The 20670-nt window shown below is 51.9% G+C and carries 19 protein-coding genes; 17 read left to right on the forward strand and 2 right to left on the reverse strand.

Annotated elements, in window-relative coordinates; translation table 11 throughout:
• Positions 1 to 69 precede the first annotated feature (69 nt).
• Entirely contained in the window at positions 70 to 1008 is a 939-nt protein-coding gene (gene mdh / locus AB1N33_RS14585) for a malate dehydrogenase (protein ID WP_411272301.1), read from the forward strand.
• A 227-nt stretch (positions 1009 to 1235) separates the two neighbouring features.
• Here mdh and ppc read toward each other — a convergent pair whose 3' ends face one another.
• On the reverse strand, positions 1236 to 3860 hold the full coding sequence (gene ppc, locus AB1N33_RS14590) for a phosphoenolpyruvate carboxylase (protein WP_411272302.1): 2625 nt from the start codon (positions 3858 to 3860) through the stop codon (positions 1236 to 1238).
• A 232-nt stretch (positions 3861 to 4092) separates the two neighbouring features.
• Here ppc and bamJ point away from each other — a divergent pair, with 232 nt between their 5' ends.
• The 16 genes from bamJ (at position 4093) to AB1N33_RS14670 (ending at position 19359) form a co-directional block, all read left to right on the forward strand.
• Positions 4093 to 4713 (forward strand): BamJ family beta-barrel-assembly machinery protein, encoded by a 621-nt coding sequence (bamJ, locus tag AB1N33_RS14595; protein WP_411272303.1) that lies wholly within the window; start codon positions 4093 to 4095, stop codon positions 4711 to 4713.
• A 194-nt stretch (positions 4714 to 4907) separates the two neighbouring features.
• Positions 4908 to 5450, forward strand: coding sequence for a TRAP transporter small permease subunit (locus tag AB1N33_RS14600; RefSeq protein ID WP_411272304.1), 543 nt, complete (start codon positions 4908 to 4910; stop codon positions 5448 to 5450).
• Entirely contained in the window at positions 5450 to 6829 is a 1380-nt protein-coding gene (locus AB1N33_RS14605; protein WP_411272305.1) for a TRAP transporter large permease, read from the forward strand. The genes AB1N33_RS14600 and AB1N33_RS14605 overlap by 1 nt, the downstream gene beginning before the upstream one ends.
• A gap of 3 nt (positions 6830 to 6832) precedes the next feature.
• The gene (locus AB1N33_RS14610) at positions 6833 to 7924 is read left to right on the forward strand and encodes a TRAP transporter substrate-binding protein (RefSeq protein WP_411272306.1); all 1092 of its coding nucleotides are present in this window, start codon (positions 6833 to 6835) and stop codon (positions 7922 to 7924) included.
• 209 nt (positions 7925 to 8133) lie between these two features.
• Positions 8134 to 9312, forward strand: coding sequence for an enoyl-ACP reductase FabV (gene fabV / locus AB1N33_RS14615; RefSeq protein WP_411272307.1), 1179 nt, complete (start codon positions 8134 to 8136; stop codon positions 9310 to 9312).
• Positions 9313 to 9853: 541 nt separating this feature from the next.
• Entirely contained in the window at positions 9854 to 11191 is a 1338-nt protein-coding gene (locus tag AB1N33_RS14620) for a Na(+)-translocating NADH-quinone reductase subunit A (RefSeq protein ID WP_411272308.1), read from the forward strand.
• A gap of 3 nt (positions 11192 to 11194) precedes the next feature.
• Positions 11195 to 12394 carry an NADH:ubiquinone reductase (Na(+)-transporting) subunit B gene (locus AB1N33_RS14625; RefSeq protein ID WP_411272309.1) on the forward strand — a complete coding sequence of 400 codons (1200 nt, stop codon included), beginning with the start codon at positions 11195 to 11197 and terminating at the stop codon, positions 12392 to 12394.
• Positions 12384 to 13148: a Na(+)-translocating NADH-quinone reductase subunit C gene (locus AB1N33_RS14630; protein ID WP_411272310.1), complete on the forward strand. Its 765-nt coding sequence runs from the start codon at positions 12384 to 12386 to the stop codon at positions 13146 to 13148. Before AB1N33_RS14625 ends, AB1N33_RS14630 begins: the two co-directional genes overlap by 11 nt.
• 10 nt (positions 13149 to 13158) lie before the next feature.
• A complete protein-coding gene (locus tag AB1N33_RS14635) occupies positions 13159 to 13791 on the forward strand; it encodes an NADH:ubiquinone reductase (Na(+)-transporting) subunit D (protein WP_014950795.1) in 633 nt (210 codons plus the stop codon).
• A 5-nt stretch (positions 13792 to 13796) separates the two neighbouring features.
• On the forward strand, positions 13797 to 14405 hold the full coding sequence (gene nqrE, locus AB1N33_RS14640; protein ID WP_411272311.1) for an NADH:ubiquinone reductase (Na(+)-transporting) subunit E: 609 nt from the start codon (positions 13797 to 13799) through the stop codon (positions 14403 to 14405).
• An 18-nt stretch (positions 14406 to 14423) separates the two neighbouring features.
• Complete coding sequence (nqrF, locus tag AB1N33_RS14645) at positions 14424 to 15656, forward strand: NADH:ubiquinone reductase (Na(+)-transporting) subunit F (protein WP_411272312.1); 1233 nt, start codon at positions 14424 to 14426, stop codon at positions 15654 to 15656.
• A gap of 69 nt (positions 15657 to 15725) precedes the next feature.
• A complete protein-coding gene (locus AB1N33_RS14650; protein ID WP_411272313.1) occupies positions 15726 to 16733 on the forward strand; it encodes an FAD:protein FMN transferase in 1008 nt (335 codons plus the stop codon).
• 11 nt (positions 16734 to 16744) lie between these two features.
• A complete protein-coding gene (nqrM, locus tag AB1N33_RS14655; protein ID WP_411272314.1) occupies positions 16745 to 16978 on the forward strand; it encodes a (Na+)-NQR maturation NqrM in 234 nt (77 codons plus the stop codon).
• A gap of 136 nt (positions 16979 to 17114) precedes the next feature.
• Positions 17115 to 18194, forward strand: a complete 1080-nt coding sequence (gene dinB / locus AB1N33_RS14660; protein ID WP_411272315.1) for a DNA polymerase IV — start codon at positions 17115 to 17117, stop codon at positions 18192 to 18194.
• Positions 18191 to 18427: a DUF1653 domain-containing protein gene (locus AB1N33_RS14665; RefSeq protein WP_411272316.1), complete on the forward strand. Its 237-nt coding sequence runs from the start codon at positions 18191 to 18193 to the stop codon at positions 18425 to 18427. The genes dinB and AB1N33_RS14665 overlap by 4 nt, the downstream gene beginning before the upstream one ends.
• A 62-nt stretch (positions 18428 to 18489) precedes the next feature.
• On the forward strand, positions 18490 to 19359 hold the full coding sequence (locus AB1N33_RS14670) for an MBL fold metallo-hydrolase (RefSeq protein WP_411272317.1): 870 nt from the start codon (positions 18490 to 18492) through the stop codon (positions 19357 to 19359).
• Between the two features lie 52 nt (positions 19360 to 19411).
• On the opposite strand, the gene AB1N33_RS14675 is transcribed toward AB1N33_RS14670, so the two are convergent.
• Positions 19412 to 20668, reverse strand: a complete 1257-nt coding sequence (locus tag AB1N33_RS14675; protein ID WP_411272318.1) for an APC family permease — start codon at positions 20666 to 20668, stop codon at positions 19412 to 19414.
• Positions 20669 to 20670: the final 2 nt, after the last annotated feature.

Here is a 20670-nt window from a genome sequence, read left to right on the forward strand (position 1 = left end):
GAGTTTTCCCCGTCGTTGCATTAGTGTGACGACCCGAAATTAGTTGAGTAATCCCATAGGAGAAATGGTATGAAAGTAGCCGTGTTAGGTGCTGCCGGTGGTATTGGTCAGGCGCTGTCTTTGTTGTTGAAAACACAAATGCCAGCAGGTTCAAGCCTGGCGTTATATGACGTTGCGCCAGTTGTTCCGGGCGTTGCGGTTGATCTTAGCCACATCCCTACAGCGGTAAAAGTAACCGGTCACGGTAAAGACGATCTTGGCGTAGCGCTGAAAGACGCTGACATCGTGCTGATTCCTGCGGGCGTACCTCGTAAGCCGGGTATGGACCGTTCTGATCTGTTTAACACCAATGCCGGCATCGTTAAAGCGCTGGTTGAGGGCTGTGCAGAGCATTGTCCGAATGCCTGTATCGGTATTATCACCAACCCGGTTAACACTACCGTCGCGATTGCTGCAGAAACACTGAAAGCGAAAGGTGTTTACGACAAAAACAAGCTGTTCGGTGTGACTACGCTTGATGTTATCCGTGCAGAGACCTTCGTTGCTGAGCTGAAAGATCTGGATCCGTCAGCGGTACACGTTCCGGTAATCGGTGGACACTCAGGTACAACGATTCTGCCTCTGCTGTCACAGGTTGAAGGTGTTACGTTCTCTGATGATGAAATTGCCAGCCTGACCACCCGTATCCAGAACGCAGGTACCGAAGTGGTAGAAGCGAAAGCCGGTGGCGGTTCTGCAACACTGTCTATGGGTCAGGCCGCAGCGCGCTTCTGCCTGTCTCTGATTGCAGCGATGCAGGGTGAAAATGTGGTTGAGTACACTTATGTACAGACTGACGGCAGTGATGATGCCGCGTTCTTCGCTCACCCGGTGCGCCTGGGTGCAAACGGTGTCGAAGAGATCCTGCCATACGGCGATCTGAGCGACTTCGAAGAGAAAGCCAAACAGGATATGCTGGAAGGCCTGCGTGGTGACATCAAACTGGGTGTCGACTTCGTTAACGGTTAATATCAACGGTAATCTCGTCGGGCGCGGCAGTCTGGTTACAGACACGCCGTGAACCCGTCCCTGAGGGCTTCGCCACCGCATCCCTGCGGTGGAGAGTCTGCGACCAGACTGTCGCCCCAACGTTACCGTCAATTCTTCCCGGGCTGGTTTTTGTATTAATGCCCGAAATGAAAAAAGCCGCTGATTAGTCTGACCAATCAGCGGCTTTTTGTTGTCTGCGCCTTCGCTTAACCGGTATTTCGCATACCAATGGCGATGCCGGCAATGGTAACCATCATCGCTTGTTCAAGCGCCGAATTATGGGCGTCATCCCCGGCCTTACGGATACGGTCGAGCAACTCAATCTGCAGGTAATGCAGGGGTTGCAGGTAGGCAGCCCGAATCTCCATCGACTCACGACCCTGAGGGTCCTGCTCCATAATCTCCTTCTGTCCGGTCAGTTTGAGCAATGACGAAATGCTGTACTTCAGCTCATCGCGCAATGCCTCGCCAAAGTGCTTAAGCTCATCCGGTACCAGACGTGCATCATAAGCCTCGCTGATACGTGGATCGGCCTTATGGAACACCATGTCCAGCATGGACAGACGAGAACGGTAAAACGGCCATTCTGAGAACATCTCATTGACGACCTGCTCGTCACTCTCTTCTTTTACCCTATCAATAGCGCGCATCACACCCAGCCATGACGGCAGTACCAGACGGGTTTGCGCCCAGGCGAAAATCCATGGAATCGCCCGCAGGCTTTCGATGCCGCCCGAGGGTTTACGCTTTGACGGTCGGCTGCCCAGCGGCAGTTTACCCAATTCCTGTTCAGGCGTTGCCACCCGGAAATAAGGCACAAAGTCTTCGTCCTGTCTGACCGTACCGCGATAATTGTCGCGCCCCAGTGCAGCCATTTTCGTGATCAGCTCACGCCATTCCTGCTTAGGCGCAGGGGGCGGGAACAACATGGCTTCAATGATGGCGCTGGCATAAATACCCAGGCTGCGTTTAGCCAGTTTTGGCATACCAAATTTATAGCGGATGGTTTCACCCTGCTCGGTAACGCGGAAACCGCCGTCGAGTGAGCCGGGAGGCTGAGAATGAATGGCGGCATGGGCAGGCAGACCACCCCGGCCAATCGTTCCACCACGACCATGAAACAGTGTCAGACGCAGGTTAAATTCCTCAGCGAGTGCTACCAGGGCCTCCTGCGATTCATATTGCGCCCAGCCAGCAGCCAGTGCGCCTGCGTCTTTGGCAGAATCTGAATAACCAATCATCACATACTGCTGGCCATTGATATACCCGCGGTACCAGTCGACAGACAGTAGCTTGCGCATGACGTCAGGTGAGTTATTCAAATCATCGAGTGTTTCGAACAGCGGCGCCACCGGCATCGGCCAGCTGACGCCGGCTTCTTTCAGCAGCAGTTGGACTGCCATTACATCCGACGGCTCACTGGCCATGGATATAATATAAATACCAAAACCGTGTTCACTGTTCTGCGCAATCACTTTGCACGTATCCAGTACTTCCTTAACATCGCCAGAGGCATCCCAGTGGGGTGGGAATAGCGGTCGTTTTGAGCTTAGTTCGCGCAGCAAAAACGCCTGCTTATCTTCCTCACTCCACTGCGCGTAGTCACCCAGCCCAAGATAACGGGTTATTTCACTGAAGACCTGGGCGTGTCGCTCGGAATCCTGACGAACGTCCAAACGCAGCAAATGAATTCCAAAGCATCGCGCGCGGCGAATCGTGTCGAGCAGTAGCCCATTGGCAACCACGCTCATGCCGCAGTCACACAGTGACTCATAGCAGAGCATCAGTACGTCGAGCAGTTCGTCGTTATGGCTTACCCAGTCGTCCTGATCAGGGTGGCCGCCGGCAAGGTACTCGGCGATCCCGTCGCGGGTCTTCTCAAAGCGGCGCACCAGCGGGCGTAAAAGTGCACGGTAGGGTTCGTTTGCCTCGTCGCCGACCTTCGCGCGCAGCGCGTCATTACAGTCGTACATCGACAGCTCAACCTGCAGACGATCAAGATCAATGGCAAAGAGTTTCGCCGCACGCTTGCGCGCAAGCAGTAAAACTTCATGGGTTACTTTGGACGTAACAAACGGGTTGCCGTCGCGGTCACCGCCCATCCACGAGCTGAAACTGACCGGTGCAGCGTCAAGCGGCAGCGATACCTTATAATCTTCCTGCAAACGCTCATCCATCTCGCGCAAGAACTCAGGAACCGCCTCCCACAGGGAATTTTCGATAACCGAAAAGCCCCAGCGCGCTTCATCAACCGGCGTAGGACGGACCGAGCGGATTTCTTCGGTATGCCAGGCCTGACTGATCAGGTCTGCCATGCGCGTTTCGAGCCGGCGACGTTCGCTTTCTGACAACGATTCCTGATGAATCGACTGCAGGCAGCGCGCCAGTTCCTTGTGTTTGTGGATAAGGGTACGACGGGTCACCTCGGTCGGGTGTGCCGTCAGTACCAAATCAATATTCAGTTTGCTGACCGCGTCACTGACCGCATCGGCAGTGAGCTCAGCTTTGTCGAGATGAGCAAACAGGGCATCCAGCGACGCATCGACATTCATGGCGCTGTTGAATTCCTGCTCGGCGATATTTCCCAGATTGAGGAACTGTGCAAACGCACGACCAACCGTCAGTAAATCGCTGTCGGTCATTTTTTTGAAAGTTTCTTTCAGATTTTCGCTGCAATCTGCATCGCCCTGGTAAGACGAACGCCCCTCTTTTCTGATGGTTTCGATACGGTCAAGCCACTCCTGACCGAGCTGGTTTTTGATCGTTTCTCCCAGCACTTTACCCAGATACCGAACGGTATCCTTCAGTTCTGCATCATAGTGTGATTGCATGGCATCCTCCTGCTTTCATGCTCTTCACCTTACTGTGTCGAGGCGTTATTGTCTAACTACTTATGGTTATAACCAATATTCGGGGATATGGTTCACACCCTTCGGGAAATTGCGTCAGGCAAGCAAATTGCCAATGTGATAAACTGCCAGACGTAACATTTTCTTATTTCATCACGACAGACGGCATGGCTAAAAAGTGAGCTGTTTGTGTAATAAAATTTCAGGAGTGCACGTGTCTGAGACATTTAACACCGTAGAAAAACAGGCCAGTTATGGAATTGGCTATCAAATGGGTGAACAGCTTAAATCAAACCCTTTCGAGGGAATGAGCATTGATGCCGTAGTGGCAGGCCTGACCGATGCGTTTGGTGGCGAATCACAGCAGGTAGACAACAACACTCTGCGTGCCGCGTTTGGCGAAATTCACTCGCGCATGCAGGCCGAAAAGGAAGAGCAGGCGAAAGCGGTGATCGAGGCGGGTGAGAACTTTCTTAAAGAAAACGCAGCACGCGACGGTGTGATTGTGACGGATTCTGGCCTGCAGTATGAAATTATTGTTGAGGGCGAAGGCGCGACGCCACAGGCAGACAGCACGGTTCGCACGCATTATCACGGTACCTTTATTGACGGCAACGTGTTTGACAGCTCCTATGATCGCGGCCAGCCGGCAGAGTTCCCGGTTAACGGCGTAATCAAAGGCTGGACTGAAGCTCTGCAGAATATGAAGGAAGGTGCGAAATGGCGCCTCTATATTCCTCATCACCTTGCTTACGGTGAACAGGGCGCCGGTGGTGCGATTCCGCCGTACAGCACGCTGGTGTTCGACATTGAATTGCTTGATGTACTGAGCTGATCTACGTATTAGAGCCTGTTGACCTTTGCGAAACTATACAGCAATGGTCAACAGGCTCTGGTTGCTTGTCGGTAACGCAAACGTGTCGCCGGCAAGCGCTTTCCTGCCGTTATTCTTCGCTTCTCACAGTAGCATTTTAATTTAAAAATCATTAACCTGATGAAATGTAAATAGCCTGTTAACCGGGGTGTGGGATGGGAGCTCCTCTGCAGCACGGGACGGACATACCGTCTCTGCCTGCGCTTTGTCGTTTCGTCGACGGCGTTAACCGCCAACTTTGTCACATTGTCAGCATTGCCACGCTGATGATGGTTGCACTGACTTTTCTCATCGTTGTTCTGCGTTACGGGTTTAATACAGGCTGGATTGCCATGCAGGAATCGGTAATGTACCTGCATGCCGCTGTCTTTATGCTGGCGATACCGTATACCCTGCGTGCTGACGGACACGTACGCGTAGATGTGTTTTACCGCCGCTTTTCCCCGCTTCAGCAGGCCTGGGTTGGCATGCTGGGAACCTTGCTGTTGCTGTTTCCTACCTGTTTCATTATTGTGGGTTACAGCTGGACATATGTCGCTGAAAGCTGGCGTTTGCTGGAATCATCAATGGAGGCAGGCGGATTGCCTCTGGTGTTTCTTCTCAAGTCGTTAATTCCATTAAGTGCGGTATTGCTGATGCTTCAGGGCGTGAGCGATATTGTGCGTCATGCCGTCACGATCTCGCGCAGGGGTAGCTGATGGAATATATGGCAATACTTCTGTTTCTTTGTGTCTGCGGTGTTCTGCTGCTCGGGTTTCCGGTTGCGTTTTCGCTGGCCGGAACCGCGCTGATTTTTGCCGGGCTGGGTGTGCTGACCGGCTCGTTCGATGTGTCTTACCTGAACGCGTTACCAAGCCGTTTGTACGGCATCATAACCAATCAGACGCTGATCGCGGTACCGCTGTTCATTTTTATGGGTATGGTGCTGGAAAAAAGCAAAATTGCTGAAAATTTGCTGGTATCGATGTCATCCGTCATGAAACGCTCGCCAGCGGGGATGGCGGTCTCCGTGATCCTGGTGGGGATGCTGCTGGCCGCCAGTACCGGTATTGTTGGCGCGACAGTAGTAACAATGGGCCTGCTGTCGTTGCCGGCAATGCTGAAACGCGGGTATTCGCCAGCGTTTGCCAGCGGCACGATTTGCGCCACGGGCACCCTTGGTCAGATTATCCCGCCATCGATAGCGCTGGTTCTGCTCGGTGATGTTCTGTCCAGCGCCTACCAGAAAGCGCAGCTTTCGATGGGGATTTTTTCGCCCGACTCTGTGTCGGTGGGTGATTTGTTTGTTGGCGCGATCATTCCGGGTTTGTTGTTAGTTGGCCTTTACTTACTTTATGTGCTTTTTGCATTAAGAACGTCTGAAACACCCCTGCATTCGGTTTCAGAAGAGGATGCAAGTCCCACTGTCAATACCGGTGTGGTTGCCGCACTGGTGTCGCCACTGATACTGATAGTGCTTGTGCTGGGCTCAATTCTGACTGGCTACGCGACGCCCACCGAGGCTGCCGGAGTTGGCGCCGCGGGTGCATTAATTCTGGCAACGTTACAGCGTAAACTCACGCTGTCTATCCTCACCAGTGTAATGCGTGAGACCGCCACCGTGACGGCGATGGTGTTTCTTATTCTGATCGGTGCCTCAGTATTTTCGTTGGTATTCCGGGGCTTTGGCGGCGAACAACTGGTACATGAATTTCTCAACTCGCTGCCAGGCGGGGTGTTTAGCGCCATGCTGGTGGTGATGCTGCTGGTGTTTGTGCTGGGCTTTATTCTCGATTTTATCGAAATTACCTTTGTGGTCGTGCCGATTGTTGCCCCGGTGCTGCTGACGATGAATATCGATCCGGTCTGGCTGGGCATTATGCTGGCAGTAAACTTACAGACATCATTTTTAACACCGCCGTTTGGTTTTGCCTTGTTTTATCTGCGGGGTGTCGCGCCTGAAACCGTTAAAACCAGCGCAATTTACCGCGGCGTAGTGCCTTTTATCGGATTACAGCTACTTTTACTCATAGCACTGGCAATCTGGCCCGAACTGGCCACCTGGCTGCCAGACCGCATTTATCAATCAGGGAGTTAACCCATGTATAAAACAATAAAACTCATGCTTGTGGTTATGCTGGGAAGTGTGCTGTTTGCCTGTTCGGACAATGCCACTAACCAGAAAAGTGACGCGGATACATCAACCCAAACCTTTGAATGGAAGCTGGTCACCGCGTGGCCGAAGAACTTTCCCGGTCTGGGACGTGCGCCGGAAACGTTTGCTGACTATGTCGGGGAGATGTCCGGTGGCCGGCTGAAAGTCACCGTATACGGGGCAGGGGAACTGGTTCCCGGCTTTGAAGTGTTTGATGCGGTTTCGCAGGGTACCGCGCAAATGGGGCATGCCGGTGCATACTATTGGAAAGGCAAAATTCCTGCCGCACCGATATTCTCAGCCATACCTTTTGGCATGAATGTTACCGAGATGAATGCCTGGTTGCACTATGGTGGTGGTATGGAACTGTGGCGCGAATTATATGCCCCGTTTAATGTCATTCCGTTTGCCGGTGGCAATACCGGTGTGCAGATGGCAGGCTGGTTTAAAAAGGAAATTACCAGCCTGGAGGATTTCCAGGGGCTGAAAATGCGCATCCCCGGCCTTGGGGGAGAAGTGCTGAAAGAAGTCGGTGGCGTACCGGTTGCCCTTACTGGTGGTGAGATCTTCGTTGCCCTGCAAACCGGTGCCATTGATGCTACCGAGTGGGTAGGCCCGTACAATGACCTGGCGTTCGGCCTGTATCGTGCCGCCGATTATTATTATCACTCGGGTTGGCATGAGCCCGGTACCGCGCTGGAATTTATTGTGAATAAAGATGCTTACGCGTCGCTGCCTGCTGACCTGCAAAAAGTTGTTGAAGTGGCAACCCGGGCGGTGAATCAGGATATGCTGGATGAATACACCGCACGCAATAACAAAGCCATGCAAACCCTGATTAAAGAACACGGCGTAAAGGTCAAACCGTTACCAGAAGATGTGCTTCAGGCACTTAAAGCGGCCTCACAACGGGTCATGCAGCGAAAATCTCAGGAAGATGCTGATTTCGCCCGAATCTACCGTGCCTATCAGGCATTCTATAAAGATGTCTCTGAGTACCATGCGCTCTCCGAAAAGGCCTATTACAATAACAGATAGTGCCAAATTAAAGCACTCGGTTAGTTAGAGACGTAAAAGCGGAGCGGGGAGCTGCTTTCAGGGGCCTCCCCGCTCCCCAGCGTTGCTCAGGCTTCCTTCTCTTCCAGACCTGCGAGTCATTTCTGCCTCTTGATTTTTAGCTGCTCAGAGTTGTTATCCCCCGTGGCATGCTTACAATGGCGCGTACATTCTTAAAAGGAAAGGAACCTATGGTTATCAAACCAAAAGTCAGAGGCTTTATTTGCACGAATGCGCATCCCAAAGGGTGTGCAGAGGCAGTGAAAGAGCAGATTGCCTACATAAAAGAGCAGGGGCCGTACACCGATGGTCCGAAAAAGGTACTGGTGATTGGCTGTTCTACCGGTTACGGGCTGGCGTCACGGATCACCTCGGCATTTGGCTATGGTGCTGACACTCTGGGTGTCTGCTTTGAAAAAGAACCCAGCGAGCGCAAGACCGGCACGGCCGGCTGGTATAACACGGCGGCATTTCATCAGGAAGCGGAAAAAGCGGGTGTTTACGCTAAAACGTTAAATGGCGATGCCTTCTCCAATGAAATGAAACAGGACGTGATCAACACCATTAAGCAGGATCTCGGCAAGGTTGATTTGGTGGTTTACAGTCTGGCTTCTCCACGTCGTACCGATCCGGTCAGCGGCGTGACGTACAAGTCAACCCTTAAGCCTGTGGGCCAGGCCTACACAACGAAAACCTATGACACCGACAAGGATTTGGTGCATGACGTTTCGCTTGAGCCTGCCAACGATGACGAGATACTCAATACCATCAAAGTCATGGGCGGCGAAGACTGGGAGCTGTGGCTGGACGCGCTGGCTGAAGCAGGTGTACTGGCCGAGGGCTGTAAAACAACAGCATACACCTACATTGGCAAGGAGCTGACGTGGCCAATCTACGGGCAGGCTACCATTGGTAAAGCCAAAGAAGACCTTGACCGTGCAGCTGCTGCCATCATTGGTAAACATGCCGACCTGAATGTAGAAGCCAATGTCAGTTCGCTGAAAGCGCTGGTAACGCAGGCGAGTTCTGCGATTCCGGTGATGCCGCTGTATATCTCATTACTTTATCGGGTGATGAAGGAAGAAGGGACGCACGAAGGCTGTATCGAACAAATTCGTGGCCTGTTTACAGAATGTCTGTATGGAGACACGCCTACCCTTGATGAAGCCAACCGATATCGTATGGACGGTAAAGAAACCAACGATGCAACCCAGGCAAAAATCAAAGCGCTATGGGATAAGGTGACCCAGGACAACTTCCATGAGCTGAGTGATTACGCTGGCTATCATCACGAATTCCTGAAACTGTTTGGCTTTGATATTGATACTGTCGATTACGACGAAGATGTTGATCCTCAGGTGAGCTGGTAAGCTTTTCGGTAAAGGCTCGCGGGGGGAGACGTTGACCTCAGAACACGCGGTGAACCCATCCATGGGCGCTCCGCTGCCGCATCCCTGCGGCAGAGGGCTCTGTAGTCAACGTCTCCCCTCACAACCCTTTACACCCTCTGCGAAGACATAAGCTCGGCTAATTGAAAGCGTAACGTCAGATTGACAGCTTCAGAAAATCTGAGGTTTATCTGTGATTAACGTGGCATAACTGCCTAGGTTAATGCTAAAATCCCGAAGTTAAGTGGGGCAGGATCGGCAGCAGGTGATAACTGATGCGGTCGGAAATGCTCAAACTTCAATAATAACAATAACCTACCGAATTCTGGTTACGCATTATTACGGTCGGGAACGCAATCTTACACACTGACAACAGTCTGTTGTCGGAGAGTGGTAAAAACAAAAGTTGTTTGTACAGCAACACGGTTTTATTACCTGTTCTGAGTACGCTTTTGCATGTTGGCAGCAGGGGTTAACTGCGGTCATGCAAAAGGGTATTTCTATTAGAGTAGTGCGATTACATATGATAAAAATCAAGAAAGGTCTCGACCTCCCAATTGAGGGAGCGCCTTCTCAGCAGATCTCTGAAGGAACTGCTGTGTCGCGCGTTGCCATTCTGGGAGAAGAATATGTGGGTATGCGCCCTACCATGCACGTTCAGGTCGGCGATAAGGTAAAGAAAGGTCAGCTTCTTTTTGAAGACAAAAAGAATCCTGGCGTTAACTTTACTGCGCCAGCTGCGGGTGAAGTGGTAGAGGTAAACCGGGGTGCTAAACGTGTCCTTCAGTCTGTTGTGATCAAAGTTGACGGTGATGATGCTGTTGAGTTTGACAAAATCAGCGCTGATAACATTGCCACTGCGCCTCGCGAACAACTCCAGAACACGCTGGTTGCATCCGGGCTGTGGACTGCGTTCCGTACGCGTCCGTTCAGCAAGACGCCAGCACTGGACTCTGTTCCCAGTTCTATTTTTGTTACTGCAATGGACACCAATCCACTGGCAGCAGACCCGACAGTGGTCATTGCCGAGCGTGAAGATGACTTCGTCAATGGTCTGAAAGCGCTGACGCAGCTGAGCGGTGGTAAAGTGTTTGTGTGTAAGGCTCCTGGCGCGTCTGTTGCAACCGGTAATGCGGCTGTAGACGTTGAAGAGTTTGGTGGCCCTCACCCTGCAGGTCTTGCGGGAACACATATCCATTACCTCGATCCAGTCGGTAATAAGAAGACCGTCTGGCATATCAATTACCAGGACGTAATGGCGATTGGTGCACTGCTGACAACCGGACAACTGGATAACCGTCGTGTTATTTCTCTGGCCGGTCCGGCGGCGAAGAACCCTCGCCTGGTACGTACTGTTATCGGTGCAGACCTTGCTGAACTGACCGCCGGCGAAATGGCCGATGGCGACATTCGTGTGGTCTCTGGTTCTGTGCTGAATGGAACCACAGCGCAGGGCGTCCATGGTTTCCTGGGGCGTTTCCACACCCAGGTTTCGCTTCTGAAAGAAGGCCGTGAGAAGAAATTCTTTGGCTGGCTGACGCCAGGCTCAGACAAGCATTCGGTTACCCGTGCTTACCTGGGACACCTGAGCAGCAAACGTTTCGATATGACAACAACAACCAATGGCTCTGAGCGCTCTATGGTGCCAATTGGTAACTACGAACGTGTTATGCCGCTGGATATCATTCCCACGCTGTTACTGCGTGATTTGATCTCTGGTGACACCGACAGTGCACAGGCGCTGGGTTGCCTGGAGCTGGACGAGGAAGATTTGGCGTTGTGTACTTACGTATGCCCCGGCAAATACAACTACGGTCCAATCCTGCGCGGCGCACTGGCCACGATCGAGAAAGAGGGTTAAGTCATGGGTTTGAAAGCGTATTTAGAGAAAATCGAACCAAACTTCGAGCCAGGTGGTAAGTACGAAAAATGGTATGCACTGTATGAAGCAGCGGCGACCATTTTTTACACCCCGGGTAAGGTCAATAAAGCCAACACGCACGTGCGTGACAGCATCGACCTGAAACGCATCATGATCATGGTCTGGATGGCAACATTCCCGGCCATGTTCTTTGGTATGTATAACATTGGTCTGCAGGCGCAGGACGCGCTGGCTGCAGGTGGCAGCGTTGCTGACACCTGGCAGGCCGCATTATTTATGGGCCTGGGTGGTAACCTGGAAGGCGCCGGTGCGCTGGGTCTGTTCTTCTATGGTGCCTGTTTCTGGCTACCAATTTATGCCACAACCTTTGTTGTAGGCGGTTTCTGGGAAGTGCTGTTTGCCTCTGTGCGCAAACACGAAGTGAACGAAGGTTTCTTTGTCACCTCAGTACTGTTTGCCCTGACGCTGCCAGCAACTATTCCGCTGTGGCAGGTTGCTCTGGGTATTACGTTCGGTGTGGTTATCGCAAAAGAAGTCTTTGGCGGAACCGGCCGTAACTTCCTGAACCCTGCACTGTCTGGCCGTGCGTTCCTGTACTTCGCTTACCCTGCACAAATCTCAGGTGACAGCGTATGGGTGGCTGCGGACGGTTATTCAGGTGCAACGTCACTGAGCCAGGCTGCATCAGGCACACTGGACTACAACAACATGGACCAGTGGATGAACAGCTTCTACGGTTTCATTCAGGGGTCTGCGGGTGAAGTATCAACCCTGGCTATCATCATTGGCGGTCTGTTTATCATGTATATGCGGATTGCAAGCTGGCGCATCGTTGCCGGTGTGGCAATCGGTGTGGCTTTCTTCGCTACCCTGCTGAACATGATTGGCAGTGACACTAACCCAATGTTCGCTATGCCCGCGCACTGGCACTTCGTTGTAGGTGGTCTGGCATTCGGTATGTTCTTTATGGCGACAGACCCGGTATCCGCGTCATTTACCAACCAGGGTAAATGGGCATACGGTATCTTTATCGGGTTTATGACAGTTCTGATTCGCGTCCTGAACCCGGCCTTCCCGGAAGGGGTTATGCTGGCAATTCTGTTTGCCAACCTGTGGGCGCCACTGTTCGACTATTTTGTCGCGCAAAGCAATATTAAGCGGAGGGTAGCTCGTGTCGGCTAAGAAAGAATCTTTAGGGAAAACCGTCGGCATCGTTGTTGCCGTCTGTCTGGTGTGTTCTATCGTTGTATCGGGCGCGGCTGTTGGCCTGCGCTCGCTGCAGCAGGCGAATGCAAAACTGGATGAGAGAACCAACATCCTGACGGCTGCAGGTCTGTATGAAACAGGCATGAGCCGAAAAGATGTCGAATCTACTTATGAAGAGCGTGTTGAACCGCGTTTCGTTGACCTGGACACCGGCGAGTTTGTAGACGCGCCATCGGCTGACTACGACATGTATAAAGCCGCTAAAGTCGAAGCAACGTCGACCAAAGTAGAAAACAGTAACGTGGGTTTCCAGCGTCGTCCAAACGTTGCCAGTGTTTATCTGGTACGTGACGACAGCGGCGACGTCAGCCGCGTGATCCTGCCTGTGCATGGCAGCGGTCTGTGGGACCTGATGTACGGCTTCCTGGCGGTTGACGCTGACGGTCAGACAGTACGTGAACTGATTTACTATCAGCAAAAAGAAACACCTGGGCTGGGTGGCGAAGTGCAAAACCCAAGCTGGCAGGCGAAGTGGGATGGTAAAAAGCTGTATGAAAACGGCGATGTTGCAATCCGTGTTAAGAAAAACGCATCTGCAACTAATCCACACTCTGTCGATGCGCTTTCAGGTGCGACCCTGACCAGTAACGGTGTAGAAAACACCGTTCGTTACTGGGTAGGTGAGCAGGGCTTTGGCCCGTTCCTGAAGAAACAGGCATGGCGTTCATAAGGGGAGTTTCATGGCAGATACAAAAGAAATGAAAAAGGCTCTCTTTGGGCCGATTCTGGACAACAACCCTATTGCCCTGCAGGTTCTGGGTATTTGTTCTGCGCTGGCGATTACCACCAAGCTGGAAACAGCCCTGGTAATGTCACTGGCGCTGACCAGCGTTGTTGCGTTCTCTAACCTATTTATTTCACTGATTCGTAATCAGATCCCGTCAAGCGTGCGGATTATTATTCAGATGACCATTATTGCGTCACTGGTAATCGTCGTTGACCAGATCCTGAAAGCGTACTCGTATGAGATTTCGAAACAGCTGTCGGTATTTGTTGGTCTTATTATTACTAACTGTATCGTAATGGGCCGCGCAGAAGCGTATGCGATGAAGAGCCCACCGCTGATGAGTTTCCTCGACGGTATCGGTAACGGTCTGGGTTATTCATTTATCCTGATTGTTATTGGTACGATTAAAGAACTGTTTGGGTTCGGCACTATCCTTGGTTTCGAAATCCTGCCACTGGTACAGAATGGTGGCTGGTATCAGGGTAACGGTCTGCTGATCCTGCCGTTCAGTTCATTCTTCTTAATTGGCGGTATGATTTGGTTTATCCGTACCATCCGTCCTGAGCAAGTTGAGCCTAAGGAGTAAGCGTCGTGGAACATTATTTGTCGTTATTTGTTCGCTCAATCTTCGTTGAGAACATGGCGCTGTCACTGTTCCTGGGAATGTGTACATTTCTGGCAGTGTCCAAAAAAGTAAAAACAGCCATGGGTCTGGGTGTAGCGGTTGTGGTTGTACTGGGTATTTCAGTACCGGTTAACCAAATCATCTACGTCAACATTCTTGCGCCGGGCGCGCTAGCATGGGCTGGTTTCCCGGATGCAGACCTGAGCTTCCTGAACTTCCTGACTTTCATTGGTGTTATTGCAGCGCTGGTGCAGATCCTGGAAATGAGTCTGGATAAGTTCTTCCCTGCACTGTATAACGCGCTGGGTATTTTCCTGCCGCTGATTACCGTTAACTGTGCCATCTTCGGTGGTGTTGCGTTTGCGGTTCAGCGTGAATACAACTATGCAGAAAGCCTGGTTTACGGTGTAGGTAGTGGTCTGGGCTGGGCGCTGGCAATTGTATTGCTGGCTGCAGTTCGTGAGAAGCTGAAATACGCTGATATGCCTGACGGTGTTCGTGGCCTCGGTGCAGTCTTCATGATTGCAGGCCTGATGGCGCTGGGCTTCCAGTCGTTCACTGGTATTCAGCTATAACAAGCTTGGGAGCAGCAAATGAATCAAATTGAGATTTTTCTTGGCGTCGGCATGTTCATTGCCATTGTACTGGCGCTGGTATTCATCATCATGTTTGCCAAGTCCAAACTGGTACCCAGTGGTGATGTAACCATTACAATTAATAACGATCCTGACAAAGCGATCAAAACGGCGCCGGGCGGTAAACTGCTTGGCGCGCTGGCCGACGCGGGTATTTTCGTATCGTCTGCCTGTGGTGGTGGCGGTTCATGTGGTCAGTGTCGCGTTGACGTAAAATCCGGTGGTGGTGAAATCCTACCAACGGAACTGGACCACATTACCAAGCGTGAAGCGCGTGAAGGCTGCCGTCTGTCCTGTCAGGTTGCTGTTAAGCAGGACATGGATATTGAGCTGCCTGAAGAAGTCTTCGGTATCAAAAAGTGGGATTGCGAAGTTATTTCCAATGACAGCAAAGCGACATTCATCAAAGAACTGAAGCTGAAAATCCCTAATGGCGAGAGCGTGCCTTTCCGTGCTGGTGGTTATATCCAGATTGAGGCGCCGCCACACCATGTGAAGTACAAAGACTTTGATATTCCGGAAGAGTACCGTGGTGACTGGGAGCGTTTCGGCTTCTTTGATATTGAGTCAAAGGTAGACGAAGAAACGATCCGTGCTTACTCAATGGCGAACTATCCGGAAGAGGAAGGCATTATTATGCTGAACGTGCGTATTGCTACGCCGCCGCCTAATAACCTGAGTCTGCCTGCCGGTAAAATGTCCTCGTACATCTGGAGCCTTAAGGAAGGGGATAAAGCAACGATTTCTGGTCCGTTTGGTGAATTCTTTGCAAAAGATACCGACGCAGAGATGGTGTTCGTTGGTGGTGGTGCTGGTATGGCGCCAATGCGTTCACACATTTTTGACCAGCTTCGCCGTATTAAGACCAAGCGTAAGATCAGTTTCTGGTACGGTGCCCGTTCACTGCGTGAAATGTTCTATGTAGAAGATTTTGACGAACTGGCTGCCGAGAATGAGAACTTTAACTGGTATGTTGCCCTGTCAGATCCACAACCGGAAGATAACTGGGAAGGCTATACCGGCTTCATTCACCAGGTACTGCTCGAGAATTACCTGAAGGATCACCCTGCACCTGAGGACTGTGAGTTCTACATGTGTGGGCCACCTATGATGAACGCCGCGGTCATTAACATGCTTAAAGACCTGGGTGTTGAAGACGACAACATCATGTTGGACGACTTCGGTGGTTAACCATTAAGTTGAATGAAAAGGGGGCTTTAGCCCCCTTTTTTATGTAAACAACGGAGCAAATCAACGCTTATGCGTATTCTATTTTCTTTACTGCTGCTGATAGTGCTGGCTGGGTGTGCCGACAAACCATTACCGGTTGTCCACCTGTATGGCGAAACCATGGGAACGACATACAACATCAAATATGTGAAGGTGGATGAACAGCAGTTTCCCGGATTACAGCAGAAGGTGGACGAACGCCTGGCTCACATCAACAAACTGATGTCGACGTATGACACCACCTCTGAACTGTCACGCTTTAACCAATATCGTTATACCGACAGTTTTGCTGTATCAGAAGAAACGCGACTGGTTGTCGAAGAGGCGCTGCGGTTAGGGCAACTGAGCCACGGCGTACTGGATGTAACCGTCGGGCCGCTGGTGAATCTCTGGGGGTTTGGCCCCACCAAACGGCCTGAGAAGATCCCGAGCGACGACGCCATCGCTGCAGTACGGGATTATGTAGGTCTGGATAAGTTAGCGGTAACGGCTGATGGATTAAGAAAGGCCCACCCAATGCTGTATGTTGACCTTTCAACCATTGCTAAGGGCTATGGGGTAGACGCTATCGCTGAACTGTTTGAGCAATTGGCTATTGATAATTATCTGATTGAAATTGGTGGCGAGATGCGGGTGAAAGGTCAGCGGGGTGATGGAGACCCATGGCTGATAGCAATTGAAAAGCCGGTCAGTAACGAACGCGCGGCGCAGAAAATTGTCTCAATTGGTACCAATGCAATCGCGACCTCGGGGGATTACCGCAATTATTATGAAGAAGATGGTGTACGGTATTCGCACCTTATTGATCCGCGAACGGGCAAACCGATTAACCATAACCTGGTGTCAGTAACGGTGGTACATCCGTCATCGATGACGGCTGATGGCCTGGCAACTGCCTTTAATGTTATGGGCTGGGAGCAGGCCAAAACACTGGCTGAGAAAGAAGATCTGGCGGTGTTTCTTATTCGTCGCACCGACGATGGATTTGAAGAGTATGCGTCGTCAAAATTTGATAAACTTGTCGACGTTCACAATTAAGGGGTGATCTCATGTCTACATTTCTTCTTGCGTTTGCCTTTTTCCTGGTGATGGTAGTCGCCATGGCGATTGGCTATTTATTACAGCGCAAGTCTATCTCGGGAAGCTGCGGTGGTCTTGGCGCGCTCGGTATTGAGAAAGCCTGTGATTGCCCTGAGCCGTGCGACCGTAAAAAAGCGCGGATGGAAAAAGCAGAGGCCAGAGAGAAAAAGCTTAAAGAATGGCAGGAAAACCAAATCCTCTGATTCAGTGAAAACCGGGCATCCAGCCCGGTTTTTTTATTGTCGCTGATAACCTGACACAGCGCGCCCGTCCCGACACTGGTCTGTTGCAGTCAGACACCGTATAATTCTGTATAGATATACAGTGGTAGGGGGCAAAATGCGTAAAATTATCCATATTGATATGGATTGCTTTTATGCCGCAGTAGAAATGCGTGAAGATCCGTCGCTCACGAATATCCCTATTGCCATTGGCGGTAGCGCCGACCGCCGGGGCGTTATCTCTACCTGTAACTATCCAGCCCGCAAATATGGCGTGCGTTCGGCCATGGCAACTGCCTATGCCCTGCGCTTGTGTCCCGACCTGAAGCTGGTTAAGGGACGAATGGAATTGTATGCCGCAGAATCGCGAAAGATACGGGCGATTTTTGAAGATTACACCGATTTGATAGAGCCGCTTTCACTGGACGAAGCGTACCTTGATGTCACAAACACGACGCTGTTTGGCGGCAGTGCCACACTGATAGCACAGGATATTCGCAGACGTATCAAACAGGAGCTTGGCCTGACAGCGTCTGCCGGTGTTGCGCCCTGTAAATTTGTCGCCAAGATCGCCAGCGACGAGAATAAGCCCGATGGCATTTGCGTGATTACGCCGGATAAGCTGGATAGTTTCGTGAGAACGCTGCCCCTCAAGAAAATACCGGGGGTCGGTGAGAAAACCATGCAAAAGCTTCAGCGGCTTGGACTGGCTACCTGTGAAGATGTCAGGCGCTATCCGTTTGAACGTATACAAAAAGAATTCGGAAAGTTTGGCAGTGTGCTGTGGGAGCGGGCACACGGCGTCGATGACCGGCCACTGTCGGTAAGTCGTACTCGCAAATCCATCGGTGTCGAGCGAACACTCAGTGATGATATCCATACGCTGGAGGAATGTCAGAGCATACTGCCTGTATTACTTGAAAAGCTAACCGCCCGCATCACTCAGCACGAGAAGCGCACCGGCAAGACCATTGCGGTAAAAACACTGGGCGTTAAACTGAAGTTTGCGGACTTTCAGCTTACCACCGTTGAGCACCGCGGTGTGACCGTCTCCCCGGAAGGCTTTGATAGATTATTGGAAGAAGCCTGGCTGCGAGCAAACGGTCGTGGAATAAGGTTAGTGGGGGTGCATATTGGCCTGGCTGCCCCTGCCACAGATTTACAATTACGATTGCCACTGGAGGAAGTAAGACCATGAGCAGCGAAAACATCAAAGCGGGGCGCTACCGGCACTATAAAGGGAATGATTACGATGTCATTGGGGTTGCTACCCATTCAGAGGACGAAAGCCGGCTGGTTGTCTATCGGCCATGCTATGGGGAGCGTGCGTTGTGGGTCAGGCCGCTGACCATGTTCACCGAAATGGTCGACGTAGACGGACACGCGGTTCCCCGATTCGCGTATGTTGGAGAAACACCGTCATCGGAGTGATCTGATAGACCGTGGGTGTCATATACCTTTTGGTGTTATTCACAGTGAAGGTAGTCAAAACGATGTTTCGAAAGCAGATTTCCAGATGGGTGTTGCCGGTATTATTGTCAGCGTCGGTACCGGTAATAGCGGAAGATGACCGGTTTGCAGATGTGCAGATTGAATCGACTGCACTGCGCGGCGCCGTGCATATGCTGACCGGGGCGGGCGGCAATGTTGGCGTATCTGCCGGTGATGATGGGGTCCTCATCATTGATGATCAATATGCGCCCATGGCAGAGAAAATTGCCGCGGCGTTAGGTGATCTTGGCACAGATAAACCACGTTACGTGATCAATACCCACTATCACGGGGATCACACAGGCTCAAATGCATTCTTCCATGAGCACAAAGGTGCGACTATTTTTGCGCATGAAAATGTGCGTATTCGACTCGCAGGGGACGAAAACTTCAGTGAGGCGGGTCTGCCGGTCGTTACCTATCAGGATGGCATAAAACTGCACTTCAACAACGAAACCCTGCACGTGATGCACCTGCCAACCGGGCACACCGACGGTGACAGCGTGGTGTGGTTCGAGGAGCCGGATGTGCTGCATACCGGTGACCTGTTTTTCAACGAGCGCTTTCCGTATATCGACCTCAGTTCAGGTGGGAGTGTGGACGGCTATATCGCTTCTGTGAAAACGCTGCTGGGTAAAGTGGACGAGGATACGGTTATTATTCCCGGTCATGGACCGCTTGGCGACAAAGCGGCGTATCAGGACTTTCTCGCGATGATCGAAGCCACCTATGCCGAAGTCAAAGCCATGAAGGCGAAAGGCATGAGCGTTGAGCAGGTCGTTGAGACAGGGTTAGAACCAAAATGGGCGTCGTGGAGCTGGGCGTTCATTAATGAGGAGCGTTGGATTAAAACACTCTATCCGTCAGCCTGATAGCCTGGTGGTGGGCGTTGCCCACCACAACGTATCGGTGGCCGGCTACCGGTTACCGGCCAGCATACCTACGCCACAGTAAAAATATGACGGTGCCAATTATCCCTTCCGCTAACAGCAGCTTCCACTCTGATGGTGATGACTGAAATAGCGCCCAGCCACACACCAGCAGCGCAGTCACCGGTATCATCCACTGTCTTATCAATGAGAAGGGATCCTGACGCTGAAACCTCATCAGCGCACCTATACAAATTGCGTAGACAACAAGCCGTGACAGCACGCTGGCAACGGCCAGATAAACGAAACTACCGGTGAGCGCCATGATGGCGGCGAGCACACCCAGAAAAACAATAGAAAATGCCGGTGTGGCATAACGTTCATTGAGTTGCCCGAAAATGCCCGGCAGATTACGTTCCCCCGCCATGGCGTAGGTAAGCCGCGACGTGGAAATCATGTTGGCCAGCAGATTGCCGGCAACCGAAAAAACAGCGGTCAGGGTTATCATCCAGGCACCCCAGCTCCCCATCAGTGTATCGGCAAGTTCAATCAGCGGCGCACGGTCAGAGGACTGATTGCCCAGCACACGCCAGTAAACCAGTTGCACCAGAAAATAAAATACCGCAATCGCGATCACCGTCAGCATCAGGGCACGAGGAATGGTTCTGGATGGATGACTGGTTTCACCCGATGTCACCACCACCGTTTCAAAGCCAATAAAGGCATACAGGGTCAGTAACGCCCCGGAACTGATAAGATCCATTTCCGGCATACTGGCTGGCATGGTCGGCAGGTCAATGGTACTCAGGCCGACGCCGAGCAGAACCAGAAAGGGGACCAGCTTGATCACGGTGACAGCATCGAGCGCACGTACTGCCTGGCGAATACCCACGACGTTGACGCCGACGAGCAACAGGCTGAGGACCAGAATGGCGGCAATCTGGCCGGCTCCCTGATTCACGTCCGGCAGCAGGAAACCCGCGTACAGCAGCAAGACATGCATGTTAGCCGCAATGGCGGTGGCCCGGGCCAGGTAGTACAGCCAGCCGGTCTGAAACCCAATAAAGTCGCCGTAGCTTTCACGCGCATAAACAACCGGACCGCCGGTTTGTTCAAAGCGTGCCGCCAGTTGACCAAAACACCAGACGACGCTGAGCATCAGGGCGCCAAAAATAAGAAAAATCCATGGACTGAAAGCGCCTGCCTGGGCTGCCATTCGTGCCGGGAGTGCAAATATACCGGCACCAATGAGCCCGTTAAGTACCAGAAACGAGGCGGCAATCAGCCCGATGCCCTGACGCAGTGAGACCATAG

The organism is Alteromonas nitratireducens (assembly GCF_040812025.1).
GTDB classification, from domain to species: Bacteria; Pseudomonadota; Gammaproteobacteria; order Enterobacterales; family Alteromonadaceae; genus Alteromonas; species Alteromonas nitratireducens.